Source organism: Bradyrhizobium sp. ERR14, from assembly GCF_014198235.1.
Lineage (GTDB): Bacteria > Pseudomonadota > Alphaproteobacteria > Rhizobiales > Xanthobacteraceae > Bradyrhizobium.
Genome location: NZ_JACIHD010000009.1, coordinates 45,592 through 58,948 on the forward strand (window position 1 = coordinate 45,592; position 13,357 = coordinate 58,948).

Annotated in this window: 14 protein-coding genes, 1 tRNA gene and 1 riboswitch; of the genes, 8 read left to right on the plus strand and 7 right to left on the minus strand. The window is 64.7% G+C overall.

Annotated features, from left to right (window positions below):
- Window positions 1–155: 155 nt before the first annotated feature.
- The 3 genes from GGD62_RS24135 to GGD62_RS24145 are packed head-to-tail and all read left to right on the plus strand — an operon-like array spanning window position 156 to window position 3,247.
- On the plus strand, window positions 156–1,466 hold the full coding sequence (locus tag GGD62_RS24135) for an OpgC domain-containing protein (RefSeq protein WP_183710570.1): 1,311 nt from the start codon (window positions 156–158) through the stop codon (window positions 1,464–1,466).
- Window positions 1,466–2,242, plus strand: coding sequence for an SGNH/GDSL hydrolase family protein (locus GGD62_RS24140; protein WP_183710572.1), 777 nt, complete (start codon window positions 1,466–1,468; stop codon window positions 2,240–2,242). The genes GGD62_RS24135 and GGD62_RS24140 overlap by 1 nt, the downstream gene beginning before the upstream one ends.
- A 12-nt stretch (window positions 2,243–2,254) precedes the next feature.
- Window positions 2,255–3,247, plus strand: a complete 993-nt coding sequence (locus GGD62_RS24145; RefSeq protein ID WP_179739981.1) for an SGNH/GDSL hydrolase family protein — start codon at window positions 2,255–2,257, stop codon at window positions 3,245–3,247.
- A gap of 119 nt (window positions 3,248–3,366) precedes the next feature.
- Here the strand turns inward: GGD62_RS24145 and GGD62_RS24150 are convergent, their stop codons facing one another.
- Window positions 3,367–4,554: an O-succinylhomoserine sulfhydrylase gene (locus GGD62_RS24150; protein ID WP_183710782.1), complete on the minus strand. Its 1,188-nt coding sequence runs from the start codon at window positions 4,552–4,554 to the stop codon at window positions 3,367–3,369.
- 74 nt (window positions 4,555–4,628) lie between these two features.
- A riboswitch (SAM riboswitch) is annotated at window positions 4,629–4,708 on the minus strand.
- 80 nt (window positions 4,709–4,788) lie between these two features.
- Between GGD62_RS24150 and GGD62_RS24155 the strand changes: the two genes are divergently transcribed.
- From GGD62_RS24155 to GGD62_RS24170, 4 genes are all read left to right on the plus strand, one after another.
- Window positions 4,789–5,925 (plus strand): 2'-deoxycytidine 5'-triphosphate deaminase, encoded by a 1,137-nt coding sequence (locus GGD62_RS24155; protein WP_409333963.1) that lies wholly within the window; start codon window positions 4,789–4,791, stop codon window positions 5,923–5,925.
- 108 nt (window positions 5,926–6,033) lie between these two features.
- A complete protein-coding gene (locus tag GGD62_RS24160; protein ID WP_183710574.1) occupies window positions 6,034–6,444 on the plus strand; it encodes a PAS domain S-box protein in 411 nt (136 codons plus the stop codon).
- 116 nt (window positions 6,445–6,560) lie between these two features.
- The gene (locus tag GGD62_RS24165; protein ID WP_183710576.1) at window positions 6,561–7,613 is read left to right on the plus strand and encodes a hypothetical protein; all 1,053 of its coding nucleotides are present in this window, start codon (window positions 6,561–6,563) and stop codon (window positions 7,611–7,613) included.
- A 232-nt stretch (window positions 7,614–7,845) separates the two neighbouring features.
- Window positions 7,846–9,291 (plus strand): MATE family efflux transporter, encoded by a 1,446-nt coding sequence (locus GGD62_RS24170; RefSeq protein WP_183710578.1) that lies wholly within the window; start codon window positions 7,846–7,848, stop codon window positions 9,289–9,291.
- Here GGD62_RS24170 and GGD62_RS24175 read toward each other — a convergent pair.
- From GGD62_RS24175 to GGD62_RS24200, 6 genes are all read right to left on the minus strand, one after another.
- On the minus strand, window positions 9,288–9,776 hold the full coding sequence (locus tag GGD62_RS24175) for a hypothetical protein (protein ID WP_183710580.1): 489 nt from the start codon (window positions 9,774–9,776) through the stop codon (window positions 9,288–9,290). The two genes, GGD62_RS24170 and GGD62_RS24175, sit on opposite strands and share 4 nt — an antisense overlap.
- 123 nt (window positions 9,777–9,899) lie before the next feature.
- A complete protein-coding gene (locus tag GGD62_RS24180; RefSeq protein ID WP_179739989.1) occupies window positions 9,900–10,301 on the minus strand; it encodes an SRPBCC family protein in 402 nt (133 codons plus the stop codon).
- 166 nt (window positions 10,302–10,467) lie between these two features.
- A complete protein-coding gene (locus GGD62_RS24185; RefSeq protein ID WP_026202432.1) occupies window positions 10,468–10,827 on the minus strand; it encodes a VOC family protein in 360 nt (119 codons plus the stop codon).
- A 205-nt stretch (window positions 10,828–11,032) separates the two neighbouring features.
- Window positions 11,033–11,392 carry a hypothetical protein gene (locus GGD62_RS24190; protein WP_018320847.1) on the minus strand — a complete coding sequence of 120 codons (360 nt, stop codon included), beginning with the start codon at window positions 11,390–11,392 and terminating at the stop codon, window positions 11,033–11,035.
- A 130-nt stretch (window positions 11,393–11,522) separates the two neighbouring features.
- Complete coding sequence (locus GGD62_RS24195; protein ID WP_183710582.1) at window positions 11,523–12,362, minus strand: helix-turn-helix transcriptional regulator; 840 nt, start codon at window positions 12,360–12,362, stop codon at window positions 11,523–11,525.
- A 91-nt stretch (window positions 12,363–12,453) separates the two neighbouring features.
- Window positions 12,454–13,032, minus strand: coding sequence for a methylated-DNA--[protein]-cysteine S-methyltransferase (locus tag GGD62_RS24200; RefSeq protein ID WP_092251977.1), 579 nt, complete (start codon window positions 13,030–13,032; stop codon window positions 12,454–12,456).
- A gap of 175 nt (window positions 13,033–13,207) precedes the next feature.
- Here GGD62_RS24200 and GGD62_RS24205 point away from each other — a divergent pair.
- Window positions 13,208–13,281: transfer RNA gene (locus GGD62_RS24205), tRNA-Gly, on the plus strand.
- Window positions 13,282–13,357 lie beyond the last annotated feature (76 nt).

Sequence of the window (13,357 nt, forward strand, 5' to 3'; positions counted from 1 at the left end):
CGCTGGAACCAAACGCCGGAGACGGCTTTGGCGACATCGTCCCGCCAGAATTCGAGGGGAATGACACCCGGACGTGATCCGGCCGCTTTGCGAGATGACGACCGGACCGGTACACTCCTCAACGTCGCGATTTGCGGAAGGGTTTCTAGGCCCCGATGACCATTGCCGACCATGTGACGGGATCGACGATCGCGGGAACCGCCAAGCCTGCAGACGCCAAGCCTGTAGACAGTAAGCCTGTAGATTGCACGCCTGGGGACAGCAAGCCCGCGGGGGCGAAGCCGCGCGCGACCGCGCCGGCCATCACGCTGCCTGCCATCGGCGAGCGCGAGCTCCGGCTCGACCTGTTTCGCGGGCTGGCGCTGTGGCTGATCTTCATCGACCATCTGCCGCCGAGCCTGCTGACCTGGTTCACGATCCGCAATTACGGCTTCAGCGACGCCACCGAGATCTTCATCTTCATCTCCGGCTACACCGCCGCTTTCGTTTACGGAAGGGCGATGCTGGAGAGCGGCGTCGTCATCGCCACCGCGCGCATCCTGCGCCGGGTCTGGCAGATCTACGTCGCCCACGTCTTCCTGTTCACGATCTTCCTCGCCGAAATCTCCTATGTCGCGACCAGGTTCGAGAACCCGCTCTACACCGAAGAGATGGGCATCATGGATTTCCTCAAGCAGCCCGACGTCACGATCGTGCAGGCGCTGCTGCTGCGTTTCCGCCCCGTCAATATGGACGTGCTGCCGCTCTACATCGTGCTGATGCTGGCGCTGCCGCTGATCCTGTGGTCGATGAAATGGCGTCCCGACGTCACGCTCGGCCTCTCGGTCGCGCTCTACGCGGTCACCTGGGAATACGATCTTTACCTGTCGGCCTATCCTAACGGCTTCTGGGCCTTCAATCCCTTCGCCTGGCAATTGCTGTTCGTCTTCGGTGCATGGTGCGCGCTCGGAGGTGCGCGACGGATGTCGCGTATCCTGGCTTCGCCCGTGACAATGTGGATCGCGATCGCATACCTCGCCGCGGCGTTCTACGTGACGCTGACCTGGTACGTGCCGCAGCTCTCCCAATTCATGCCGAAGCGGGTCGAGAAGTGGATGTATCCGATCGACAAGACCGATCTCGACGTGCTGCGCTTCACGCATTTCCTGGCGCTGGCCGCGCTCACCGTACGCTTCCTACCCCGGGATTGGCCGGGCTTGAAATCGCGCTGGCTACGACCATTGATTCTATGTGGCCAGCATTCTCTCGAGATCTTCTGCCTCGGCGTCTTCCTGGCCTTCGCCGGGCATTTCATTCTCGCCGAAGTCTCCGGCGGCGCAGCCATGCATGCGCTGATTAGTCTCTCCGGGGTCCTGATCATGTGGGGCGTGGCCTGGGTGATTTCGTGGTACAAGCGGGTGGCTGACAAGAGCGGTTCGAAAACCAAAAACGCCGTCGGCAACGCCGATCTGGCGGGAGGGGGCTGATGAAGGCGAAGGTTCTCCTGAGCCTGGTCCTGCTATGCGGTAGCCTCGCCGCGCCTGTGGCGCGCGCGGGCGATGCTGCGTCTGGCGCTGCCACCGCGCCCGCGTGCGAATTGCCGTCTTATCTGCTTACCAGCGAAAGCCAGCTTCCCAAGGTCGCCGAGGCCGTCAAGGCCGGCAAGCCGCTCGAGATCCTGGTCATCGGCAGCCGCTCGACCACGATTCCATCCTCGGAGGGCAGCTCCTATCCGGCGCGCATGGAAGCGATTCTGAAGGAAAAGCTGCCGCCGTCGGAAGCGGTGCACGTCTCCGTAGAAATACAGAGCAAGCGAACGGCGGAGGAGGCCGCCTCGACCTTCGTTAAGCTGATGGAAGCAAAAACGCCTACTTTGGTCGTCTGGCAGACCGGGACCGTGGATGCCATCCGATCCATCGATCCCGACGAATTTCGCAGCGCCGTCACCGAGGGGGTTGTTGCGTTGCAAAAGGCAGGGGCCGACGTCGTCTTGATGAATTTGCAGTACAGCCCGCGTACCGAAACGATGATCTCGGCCCAACCGTTTCTCGATAATATGCGCGTCGTGGCGCAGGAGCATGATATTCCGCTGTTCGATCGTTTCACGATCATGCGGCAGTGGAATGATCAGGGTCAGTTCGACCTGTTCAGCCCGTCCCGCGGGCCCGAACTGGCGAAGCAGGTTCATGATTGCCTTGGCCGGGCGTTGGCACAGTTCGTGATCGACGCAGCCCATCTGGAGCCGGCCCAGCAGCAAAATTGAGGTCTAGCGTTAATGAGTTCTCTCCGCCCTTTTTGCCTGACGGCATGGCTGGCCGCGCCTGCAGCAGCAGTGCTGTTGTTGCTGGCGCCGGCCCCGCAGTCCCATGCGCAGACCCAAGCCGCGCAGGCGACACAAGCACCGGCGCAGTCGGCTGATCCCGCTCCCGCTTCGCCGTCCCAGACCACCGTTGCCGTGACCTCGCCCGAGCAGCGCGGCATCACCGCGCGCGCCATCGACAAGGTGAAGCAGGTCGCCAAATCCGCCGGCGACGTCTTCAACCGCGTGCCCTGCCTGCCGCCGAAGGGCGGCTCGAAGGCGATGGGCTCGCTGCCGCATGTCGCGGGCAAGCTCGTCGCCGGCCAGCCCGTCCTCATCGTCGCGTTCGGCTCGTCGTCGACCGCAGGATTCGGCGCGAGCTCGCCGGAGTTCAACTATCCGAACCGTCTCGCCGCCCAGCTGCGCCGACACTATCCGACCGCCGACATCACCGTCGTCAATGCCGGCGTCGGCGGCGAGGATGCGCCCGAGATGATGAAGCGCCTCCAGACCCAGGTGATCGACGTGCATCCGGATCTCGTGATCTGGCAGGTCGGCACCAACGCGGTGCTGCGCAATCTCGATCCCGGCGACACCGCCAAACTGGTCGAGGACGGCATCAGCCGCATCCAGGCCGCCGGCGGCGCCGACATCGTGCTGGTCGATCCGCAATATTCGCCGGCCGTCAACCAGCGCGGCGAAAGCGCCGGCAAGATGGTGAAGCTGCTCGGCAAGGTCGCCGAGCTTCGTCACGTCGGCATCTTCCCGCGCTTCGAGGTGATGCGCGACTGGCACGAGAACCAGTCGATTCCGGTCGAGAGCTTCGTCATCGCCGACGGTCTGCACATGAACGATTGGGGCTATGCCTGCTTCGCCCAGCTGCTCGGCGACGACATCATCCGCTCGGTGGGGCAGATCAAGCTGGGCGTGAACGTGCCCGCGGACGTAAGAACGTATCGGCCGATGTAGGCACGCTGCCGTAGGGTGGGCAAAGGCGCAAAGCGCCGTGCCCACCATCGCTCAGTGATACGAAGGAAGAAGGCGTGGGCACGCTTCGCTTTGCCCACCCTACGAGATCTCGCTTCGCCTCACGCCTTCTCCAGCGCCGCAGTCAGATCCTCGATCAGGTCGTCGGCATGCTCGAGCCCCGCCGAGAAGCGGATGAACCCTTCGCTGATGCCGAGCGCGGCGCGGTCCTCCGGCTTCAGGCGCTGATGCGTCGTGGTCGCCGGATGCGTGACGAGGCTCTTGGCGTCGCCGAGATTGTTGGAGATCTTCGCCAGCTTCAATTCATTGAGCACGCGGAACGCCGCGGCCTTGCCGCCCTTCACCTCGAAGCCGACCAGCGTCGAGCCGCCGCGCATCTGCTTTTTCACCAGCGCTGCCTGCGGATGATCGGCGCGGCCCGGGAAAACCAGTCGCGAGATCTTCGGATGGCTCGCCAGCACGTCGGCGATGCGCGCGGCCGTTTCGGTCTGCGCGCGCACGCGCACGCCCAGCGTCTCCAGGCCCTTGAGCAGGACCCAGGCGTTGAACGGCGAGATCGACGGGCCGGTCTGGCGCATGAAATTGTGGATGTGCTCGGCGATGAAGGCTTCCGATGACAGGATGATGCCGCCGAGACAGCGCCCCTGGCCGTCGATATGCTTGGTCGCGGAATAGACCACGACGTCGGCCCCGAGCGCGAGCGGGCTCTGCCAGATCGGGGTCGCGAACACGTTGTCGACGACGAGCCGCGCGCCGCCCTTGTGCGCGATCTCGGCAATCCCGGGAATGTCGAGCACATCTAACGTCGGGTTGGTCGGGCTCTCCAGGAAGAACGTCTTGGTGTTGGGCCTCACCGCGCGTTGCCATTCATCGAGATTGGCTCCGTCGACCAGCGTGGTCTCGATGCCGTAGCGCGGCAGCAGGTCCTGGACGACGTAGAGGCACGAGCCGAACAGGGCGCGCGAGGCCACCACGTGGTCGCCGGCCTTGAGTGGTGCCAGGATCGCCGTCGTCACCGCGGCCATGCCGGTCGCCGCCGAGCGCGCAGCCTCGGCGCCCTCGAGCTCGATCATGCGGCGCTCGAACATCGCGATGGTGGGATTGGAGTAGCGCGAATAGATGAAACCGGGATCCTCGCCCTTGAACCGCGCCTCGCACTCCTCGGCGCTGTTGTAGACGTAGCCCTGGGTCAGGAACAGCGCCTCCGACGTCTCGCCATATTGCGAGCGCAGGGTGCCGGAATGGACCAGGCGGGTTTCGGGACGGTAGTTGGTGGTCGACTTCGACATAAGTACCTCCGACATGACCGTCTCGTCGAAAACGGTCACAAAAAAACCGGCCTGGATATATCCACGGGCCGGGATCACAGAGGTCCCCGGCCTGTTTAGCGACTTATTTAACGTGGCTGCAAGCCGGCCGGCTCAAATCACCACGGGATAAGTGATGCTCATATTCCGCAATGCCCTTTCCGTCAAGGCGTCCATCGGATAGCCGTAAAAGACTTGTATTTCCGGCATGTCTGGATGCATCTGACCCCTGATGAGGACCCCCGGTTGACGTTCACGGTTGCGCCCGACGCCAATGGTATCCTGCCCGACCGCATGATCGCGGCGATGGCGGCGGCGGGGCTCATCCTGCCCGCCTATGACTTCGTCGAGAGCCAGATCCAGCCGGCGAGCCTTGATCTGCGTCTCGGCGACATTGCCTATCGCGTCCGCGCCAGCTTCCTGCCCGGTCCCGGCGCCACCGTCGCCGAGCGCATCGACGAATTGAAGCTGCACGAGTTCAGCCTCGCCGACGGCGCCGTGCTGGAGACCAACTGCGTCTACATCGTGCCGCTGCTGGAGAGCCTCGCGCTGCCGCCGGAGATCGTCGCGGCGGCGAACCCGAAGAGCTCGACCGGCCGGCTCGACGTCTTCACCCGCGTCATCGCCGACGGCACCCGCCGCTTCGACATGATCGGCGCCGGCTATCACGGCCCGCTCTATGCCGAGATCAGCCCGAAGACGTTTCCGGTGCTGGTCAGCGAGGGCTCGCGTCTGTCGCAGGTGCGCTTCCGCACCGGCGACGCCATCCTCAACGCCGACGAGCTCGATGGCTTGCATGCCGCCGAGCGCCTCGTCGACATCGACGATGCTGATCTCTCGGGCGGCGTCGCCGTCTCCGTCGATCTCTCCGGCGAGAAGGCAAACGGCTTCGTCGGCTACCGCGCCAAGCGCCACACCGGCGTCGTCGACGTCGATCGTCGCTCCGGCTACGCGGTGGAAGATTTCTGGGAGCCGATCTCGGCCCGTCCCGACGGCAGCCTGATCCTCGATCCCGGCGAGTTCTACATCCTGGCGTCGAAGGAAGCCGTGCAGGTGCCGCCCGATTACGCCGCGGAGATGGTGCCGTTCGATCCGCTGGTCGGCGAATTCCGCGTGCACTATGCCGGATTCTTCGATCCCGGCTTCGGCTATGCCGGCGCCGGCGGGCAAGGCGCGCGGGCCGTGCTGGAAGTGCGCTCGCGCGAAGTGCCGTTCATCCTCGAGCACGGCCAGATCGTCGGCCGCCTCGTCTACGAGAAGATGCTAGCCCGTCCCGACGCGATGTACGGCCAGCGCATCGGCTCGAACTACCAGGCCCAGGGCCTGAAGCTGAGCAAGCATTTTCGGGTGTAATTCCGTAGCCCGGATGGAGCGAAGCGCAATCCGGGACACCCTCGCTTGTGGCACGATCCCGGATTACGCTTCGCTCCATCCGGGCTACAGTCCACACGAGGTGGTGACATGACCGATCAATCCCAGCTCGACGCAAACATCCTCAACGACGTCGCGGATGCGCTGATCTATTCGGATCGCTCCGGCACGATCATGCGGTGGAACCGTGCAGCGGCGGCGCTGTTCGGCTTCTCTGCGACGGAAGCGCTCGGCCAGAATCTCGACCTGATCATTCCCGAGCATCTGCGCGCCGCGCACTGGAAGGGCTTTGAAGCTGCGCTGGCCAGCGGCAGCATGAAGCTTGCGGGCAGGCCGACCCTGACCCGCGCGCTGCACAAGAGCGGGCGCAAGCTCTACATCGAGATGACGTTCGCACTGGTGCGGGATTTCGGCGGCACCGTCCTGGGATCGGTCGCGATGGCGCGCGATGTCACCGAACGGGTCGAGCGAGAGCGCGCGGCCAAGACGCCACCGCAGTAAACTTCGTGATGCGGAATTGACGGGTGGCCGCGCAGGGCGCTCTGCACGGGCGTCGTGTTGCCTGCCGGAAGGCGCGGTGACACACTCGATCGCAACAACGATCGGGAGCGAAACGAATGACCGCCGCAGCTGACGCAGCGCAGGAAGCCCAATGGAAGCGCTGGCGGGCGGTCGCCGACCTCTACCACGCCTATTTCACCGGCCTCATCCTCACCGTCGTCACGCGGCGCGGCACTGCGGATGCAGCGGAGTTCGTCTTCCGCGTATTCCGCCGCCAGCAGCAGGAGCGCTTCCTGCCGGGGCTTAGGAAGCTCGGGATCGATCATCTGCCGCCGGCGGTGGCGGCCGCGCAATATCACTATCTCTCCAACTGGATCGGCGGCGTGCACGTCGAATACATGTATGAGAGCGACGCTAAGGCCTGGATCCGCTATCCGCCGCCGCGCTGGATCTGGAAAGGCACGGCGATCTGCGGCGTGCCGGGCGAGGTCTCCCGCGCGATGCTGCGGGGATGGCACGCCAATAATGGCGTTGCGCTCGGCGATCTCAGGCTCGGCTTCGTCTGCACCAAGCAGAGCGTCGACGGCCAGGATGGGCTGGAAGGCTATTATTGCCAATACGATCATCCGCTAGAACTTGATCAGCGCATGGTGTTCGCGCGCCACCTCGAAGCGCCGCTGTTCGATGCGAAGACTGCGCCGGCTTTGCCGGTTGCGAGCTGGCCGAAACCGCGCCTGGAAAAAGCCTATCGCAATTACGCGATGGAATACGTCCGCACCGCCGCGCCCGTGATGGTGCAGCTGTTTGGCCCGGAAGACGCCGGCTATCTGCTGCGCCTCACCGGCAAGCTGATCGGCATGCAATATTTCGAAGAGGTCGCGACGGCACTGGCGATGAGCCGCGGCGGCGCGAGCGAATTCGCGTCGTTCCTGAACGCGCTGTTCGCGGCGCAGGATGACACGGCCGAGACCTCGCAATCCGAGGGCACGTTCGAAATCCGCCAGCAGAGCTGGAAGCTGATGGACGACGTTGCCGACTATCACGGCGCCTGCGCCAAGGTCCTGGAGGGATTGTTCGAAGGCCTGGCTGCGGGATGCGGGCGGCACATCGGCGTGCACATGCGCACTGCTGCTGGCGGCCGTCCTCCGCTGGTTTGGGTCGTGGAATAGGCGATGGCGCCGCCGCGCGCTTCGCCTCTCCCCGCGTGCGGGGAGAGGGAGAACAACAGCCGCTATTCACGGGCTGAAATGCGCTGCCGCAGGGCACGCCTGCAACTGGCGCAGGAGAAATCGCTGCGGGCCGTGCTAACAAGCCTCTCGCCGCGCCTTCTGCGCGAAGAAAATAATTGGCACAGCTACGCATTGCCGCGCCGCAAATGGCGCCCCGTGCCCCGGAGAGGACATGTCCGACATCGCCGAAATCCCGGTCGATGAGCAAGAGCGTCCGCTGCCGCCGCCCCCGCGGCCGGTGCGAAGCGCGCTTGTAGACGGGCCGATTCTGCGCACGCTGCTCTCCCTCGCATGGCCAAACGTGATCGCGCTCTCTGCCGGCACCTGTACGGTAATCGCGGAGACCTCCTATATCGGCCGGCTCGGCGTCGAGGCTTTGGCGGCGATGGCGCTGGTGTTTCCAACAATCATTCTGACCATGACGATGTCGGGCGGCGCCATGGGCGGGGCGGTGGCGTCCGCCATTGCACGCGCGCTCGGTGCCGGCGATCGCGAGCGCGCCGGCACGCTTGCCATGCATGCGATCCTGATCGGCATCAGCTTCGGTCTCGTCTTCATGCTGGGCATGCTGATCTTCGGGCCGCGGGTGCTGGAAATGCTCGGCGGCCGCGGCGATGTGCTGACTCATGCGGTCGCCTACACGCAGGTATTTTTCGGCGGCGCCGTGCTGCCCTGGCTGCTCAACACCATGGCCGGCGTGCTGCGTGGCACCGGCAACATGAAGCTGCCGTCGTTCCTGATCCTCAACTCGGCGGCCTGGCAGATCGTGCTCGGTGGCACGCTGGGCCTTGGGCTCGGGCCGGTGCCGCAGTTCGGCATGCGCGGCGTCGCGGCCGGCGCGCTGATCGCCTATTCCATGAATATCTGCATCATGGGCTGGTACCTGTTCTCCGGCCGCGCCCGGGTTACACCAAAGCTGCGTGGCCTGCGCATTCAGTGGGCGATGTTTTTCGACATCCTGAAGGTCGGCGCGATCGCCTGCTTCTCGCCGCTGCAATCGGTGCTGACGATCTCGATCTTCACCCACATGCTGGCAACATTCGGCACCACGATCCTCGCCGGCTACGGCATCGGCGCGCGGCTGGAATTCCTGCTGACCTCGATCGCGTTCTCGTTCGGCATCGCCTGCGTGCCGATGGTGGGCATGGCAATCGGCGCAGGCAACATCGCGCGTGCACGGCGCGTCGCCTGGATCGCCAGTGCTGCCGCCTTCGTGGCCGTCGGCGCGCCGGCATGCGTCGTTGCGATGTTCCCCGATCTCTGGATCAACATCTTCACCGATAGCGCGGCCGTGCGCGCGGCGAGCCATCAATATCTCTCGACGGTCGGACCGTTCTACGCCTTTTTCGGCATTGCCACGACGATGTATTTCTCATCGCAAGGCGCGGCCAAGGTGATCGGGCCGGTGCTGGCGCAGACGGCGCGGCTGATCTACATCTCGGCGGCCGGCTGGTGGCTATCGACGCACGATGCGACTGCACAGAGCTTTTTCTGGCTGGCCGCAAGCTCGATGGTCGTGCTCGGCCTGCTCTCATTCTCCAGCGTGGTGCTGACGCGCTGGGGACCGCGCGCGAGCAAGGCTGCGATCAGGCCGGCTCTCTCGGGCGTCGCCGATTAGCGATGCCTGTGGCGGCGATGGCCGCCGCCGCCGACATTGGCGAGCCGCATCAGTTGCGGGATCATCGCCATCATGTCGCCGCCTCCGGCACCACCGAGCATGCCCATGACGTCGCCGCCACCAACGCCGCCATAACCGGCCGGCATGGTGCCGCCAGCCATCGGGGTGTAGCCGCCGTAATTAGGTGCGCCAAAGCCGCCGCCGAGATGGCCGCCGAGGCCACTGCCCATCATGCCACCAAGCCCTCCGCCGCCATTGTCCATCATGCGGCTCATCATTGGGCCCATGGTCTGCATCATCATGGCGAAGCGGCGCTTGCCCATCTTCGCCTTCATCATCTCCAGCATCGGGGCCATCTGGGTCATCATGTCCTCGCCGCCGGCACCTCCGCCGCCGAAGAACTGCGCCTTCGCCGGCGAGCTCGCGACGGAAAACAGCAGCAGCACGGCGGCCGCCTGGCAAATCACCTTGTCCGCACCTCGCATGACATGCTCCTCGCGTGCGTGGCGCCGCCGGGAGAGTGGAGCCAACAGGACGCACGCCGCGATGGTTACGGCTGGCGAGGGCGGAGCTCTGTGAGAAAACTCACAGAGCCGCGCGGACCGCCGCTAGGCTGCAGCGGGCGGAAACGCTTTATGTATCGCAACGACGGCGTCCTTGGTCTGGCCCTGGACGTAGGCTGCAAGCTCGTTCGGCAGCATGTCGATGATCCACACCAGGCGGCTTCTCCGCTCGCCGTCGGCGATCACCTGCACCGACGCGCTGTAGTGCCTCAGCCGCTCGTTGTTGATGGCATAGACGAGGCGCTGCCGCGCGTCGTCGCAATCGACCAGCACCTCGCGCGCCACCGAGCCGTTGGCGAAGGTGACGATACGCGCATCGCCGTCGAGCGTGCAGGCGGTGACGAAGCCGGGTGCCAGCCGTTCATGCAGCGCGCCGAAATCGCGCACCGCATCCCAGACGTCGCGCGCCGGGGCGTTGATGGAGATGTCGTTGTGGATGGAGGCCATGGAGTTTCCTCAAAAGCAGTTTTGTAGGGTGGGCAAAGGCGCGTAGCGCCGTGCCCACCATTTGGATTGACGGGGACAGTTGGTGGGCACGCTTCCGCCTTCGCTCTTCGAGCTACGTCGGACAAGTCGCTTTGCCCACCCTACGAGTGCTCGTGCGCGGCGGCTTCTACACACAGACCGCCTCGACATTGTTGCCATCGGGGTCGATCAGGAACGCCGCGTAATAGGTCGGGCTGTAATCCTTGCGCGGCCCGGCGCCGCCATTGTCGCGGCCGCCGCTCTTCAGGCCTTCGCTGTGGAACGCCTTGACCGCGTCATGATTTCCGGCGCGGAACGCGATGTGCGCGCCGTCGGCCTTGCGGCCCTTGTTCAGGTGCAGCCACAGCGCCGGCTCGCCCTTCGGCCCGAAGCCGGCATAGCCGTCGCCGCTGGAGCACAGGACGTAACCGAGCGGCGCCAGCACCGCGGTATAGAAGCGCGTGGCGGCGTCGAGATCGGCAACGCGAAGTCCGATGTGGTCGTACATGATCGTCTCCATTTGCAAAGCGCGCCGAAAATGGCGCGCGCCGGAGACGACCCTAGTCGGGGTGAGACGGGCGGCTCTTGGAGAATCTTGCGCTCGGCAGCCGGCTAAAGCATGATCCGGAAAAGTGCGCAGCGGTTTTCCGAAGAGATCATGCTCAAACAACAACCTAAAGCGCGATGACGATTCATCCTCATCGCATCGCGCTTTAGCTCGCCGGCACCTCCGACTGCCACCGGATCACCCGTTTCAGGTGATAGACGTGAACCCACATGTTCGTTCCGATCACGCTGACCGTTGCGACGATCAGGGCCGTGAGCTTCTGCGGGTCATGAAGGGCGAGGACGAGCAGGAACGCGGAGAGGGCGGCCGTGACGCCGAAGCTGAACCAGAGCCCGATGAGGCGTGGTGCAAACCAGGCCGGCTGACCGTCGGTGCCCCATTGCATCGGAATCCTGCGCGAGGTGATCTGGCGGCCATAATAGACGGCACAGCCGGCGATGAAAGCGAGGCCGACGGCAAGCGCGATCAGTGTGGCCGCAATCACGTCACTCGGGGCACTGTTCATCTGCCGGGTCGCCGCACTCAAAGAGCGTTGATTCGCTCTTTGGTTGTAATATCGCGCGGCGTGCCGTAAGCCCAGTACGACGCGCCCGTCTGGTCAACAGACTATTACCCCGCCATTCCGCCGACCTGTCTCAGTTGAGGACGAGGCGTTCAGCGAAGATTCTGCGCTCCCCGCGCGAGGCCTGGCGGAACTTGGTCGGCGATACGCCGGCAGCGCGGTGGAAGGTGCGGACGAAGTTGGAGAGATCGCCGAAGCCGACGTCGTAGGCGACATCAGTGACCGCGATGTCGTCATCGGTGAGCAGCCGCGCGGCGTGCCGCAGCCGCGAGCGCAACAGATATTGATGCGGGGTGACGCCGAGCACGCTCGAGAACAGCCGCAGGAAATGGAACGGGCTGAGGCCCGCCTGCTTGGCGGCCTGTTCGAGATCGACCTCGGCATGCGAGTTGTCGTCGATCCACAGCGCGGCCTCGACCGCGCGGCGGCGGTCGCGGGCGGTGGGGGTGGCCGGCTTGCGCGCCCTGCCCGAAACGACGTCGATAAAACGGCCGGCCAGGATCTGGCCGACTTCGTCGAGGCCGATATCGCTGTTGCCATCTGCCGCCGCCTGGGCGAGTTCGCCCAGCACCATCAATTCGGGCAGCGGCGGCGTAGCACCGACCTGCCAGATCTCGCGCCTCCCGCCGAGGGCATCGACCATGTCCGCGCTGAGGAAGAACGACAGGCAGACATCGCCGCTGACATGCTCATGCGTGCAGGTGTATTCCTCGCCGGGGGCCCCGACCAGCATCGAGCCCGCCACCAGATCGAAGAAGCCGGCGCGGCAATGGCAGCCGAAGCTGCCCGAGCGTACATAGGCAATGGAATGCCCGGTGCGGCATTCGGCAAATGGCGTGTCGTCCGGTCCCGCGTCGCAGCGAAACTCGGAAACGATCATCGATTGTGACGTCAGCAGTGTGGTCGCGTCCATCCCGCCTATCTAGGCATGATCCGGACAAGTGTGTAGCGGTTGTCCGATAAGATCATGCTCAAAAAAGCTAGGGTGCGACCATGATCGCGCCCTAGCTGGGCGCGCGCGGCGGAGCAACGGGGAGCAGCACCTCGAACAGCGTCTTGCTGGCGACCGGTTGGGCGCCCTCGAGCGCCAGCAGCCGCCGCTTGGAGATCACCCCGCCATACGGCGAGAGCCGATCGGTGTAATTGCCGGCCTCCAGTACCCGGTGGCAGGGCACGATCAGCATGTAGGGATTTTTGGCGATGGCCTGTGCCACCGAATGTGCCGCGCCTGAAGCCCCCAGCGCCTTGGCGACCTCGTGATAGGTACGCGTCTCCCCGCGCGGAATGGAGCAGGCGAACTCATAAACGCGGCGGTTGAAGCCGGGCACCCCGCCGGCATCCAGGCTGACCTCGGAAAAATCGGGATCATTGCCCTGCAGCAGGCTCACGATGCCCTCGATCGCAAGCTCGGCATTGTTGGAGGGGCGCTGCTCGCGCGCCTCGGGATGGATCGCAAAAATGCGGCGGCGGGTGTCGATCTCCCGCGCCTCCGGCAATTGCACGGCCACCACGCCGGTGTCGCTCCAGATGATGCCGCAGCGTCCGATCGCCGTGTCGAATATCGCGTAGCCACGCCCCACCATGCACACGCCCCACTCAGTGCACGTCTCTCCCCAGACACGCGATCATAACACCGCCACAATCCGACGCACCCAAAATCTTGCCAAGACGTTAATAACCGGCCGGCCGGTTGCGCCAAACCGCTTGGCGGGAGGCGCCGTCTCGGCTAATCAGGACGGGCGCGCAAGCCGCGCATAAGCGGGCGTAGTTCAATGGTAGAACGGCAGCTTCCCAAGCTGCATACGAGGGTTCGATTCCCTTCGCCCGCTCCAAGCTTCCCCGATTGAAATGTCCCGTTCGACAACCTGACAATGCGCGCATTCGCGGTGCATGAGATTCCAATATCTT

Coding starts and splice junctions, on each gene's coding strand:
- GGD62_RS24160 (WP_183710574.1), top strand. CDS start 6,034: ATGACCGATCAATCCCAGCTCGACGCAAACATCCTCAACGACGTCGCG.
- GGD62_RS24150 (WP_183710782.1), bottom strand. CDS start 4,554: ATGTCGAAGTCGACCACCAACTACCGTCCCGAAACCCGCCTGGTCCAT.
- GGD62_RS24190 (WP_018320847.1), bottom strand. CDS start 11,392: ATGAACAGTGCCCCGAGTGACGTGATTGCGGCCACACTGATCGCGCTT.
- GGD62_RS24185 (WP_026202432.1), bottom strand. CDS start 10,827: ATGTACGACCACATCGGACTTCGCGTTGCCGATCTCGACGCCGCCACG.
- GGD62_RS24135 (WP_183710570.1), top strand. CDS start 156: ATGACCATTGCCGACCATGTGACGGGATCGACGATCGCGGGAACCGCC.
- GGD62_RS24145 (WP_179739981.1), top strand. CDS start 2,255: ATGAGTTCTCTCCGCCCTTTTTGCCTGACGGCATGGCTGGCCGCGCCT.
- GGD62_RS24200 (WP_092251977.1), bottom strand. CDS start 13,032: ATGGTGGGGCGTGGCTACGCGATATTCGACACGGCGATCGGACGCTGC.
- GGD62_RS24175 (WP_183710580.1), bottom strand. CDS start 9,776: ATGCGAGGTGCGGACAAGGTGATTTGCCAGGCGGCCGCCGTGCTGCTG.
- GGD62_RS24155 (WP_409333963.1), top strand. CDS start 4,789: ATGCATCTGACCCCTGATGAGGACCCCCGGTTGACGTTCACGGTTGCG.
- GGD62_RS24170 (WP_183710578.1), top strand. CDS start 7,846: ATGTCCGACATCGCCGAAATCCCGGTCGATGAGCAAGAGCGTCCGCTG.
- GGD62_RS24165 (WP_183710576.1), top strand. CDS start 6,561: ATGACCGCCGCAGCTGACGCAGCGCAGGAAGCCCAATGGAAGCGCTGG.
- GGD62_RS24195 (WP_183710582.1), bottom strand. CDS start 12,362: ATGGACGCGACCACACTGCTGACGTCACAATCGATGATCGTTTCCGAG.
- GGD62_RS24140 (WP_183710572.1), top strand. CDS start 1,466: ATGAAGGCGAAGGTTCTCCTGAGCCTGGTCCTGCTATGCGGTAGCCTC.
- GGD62_RS24180 (WP_179739989.1), bottom strand. CDS start 10,301: ATGGCCTCCATCCACAACGACATCTCCATCAACGCCCCGGCGCGCGAC.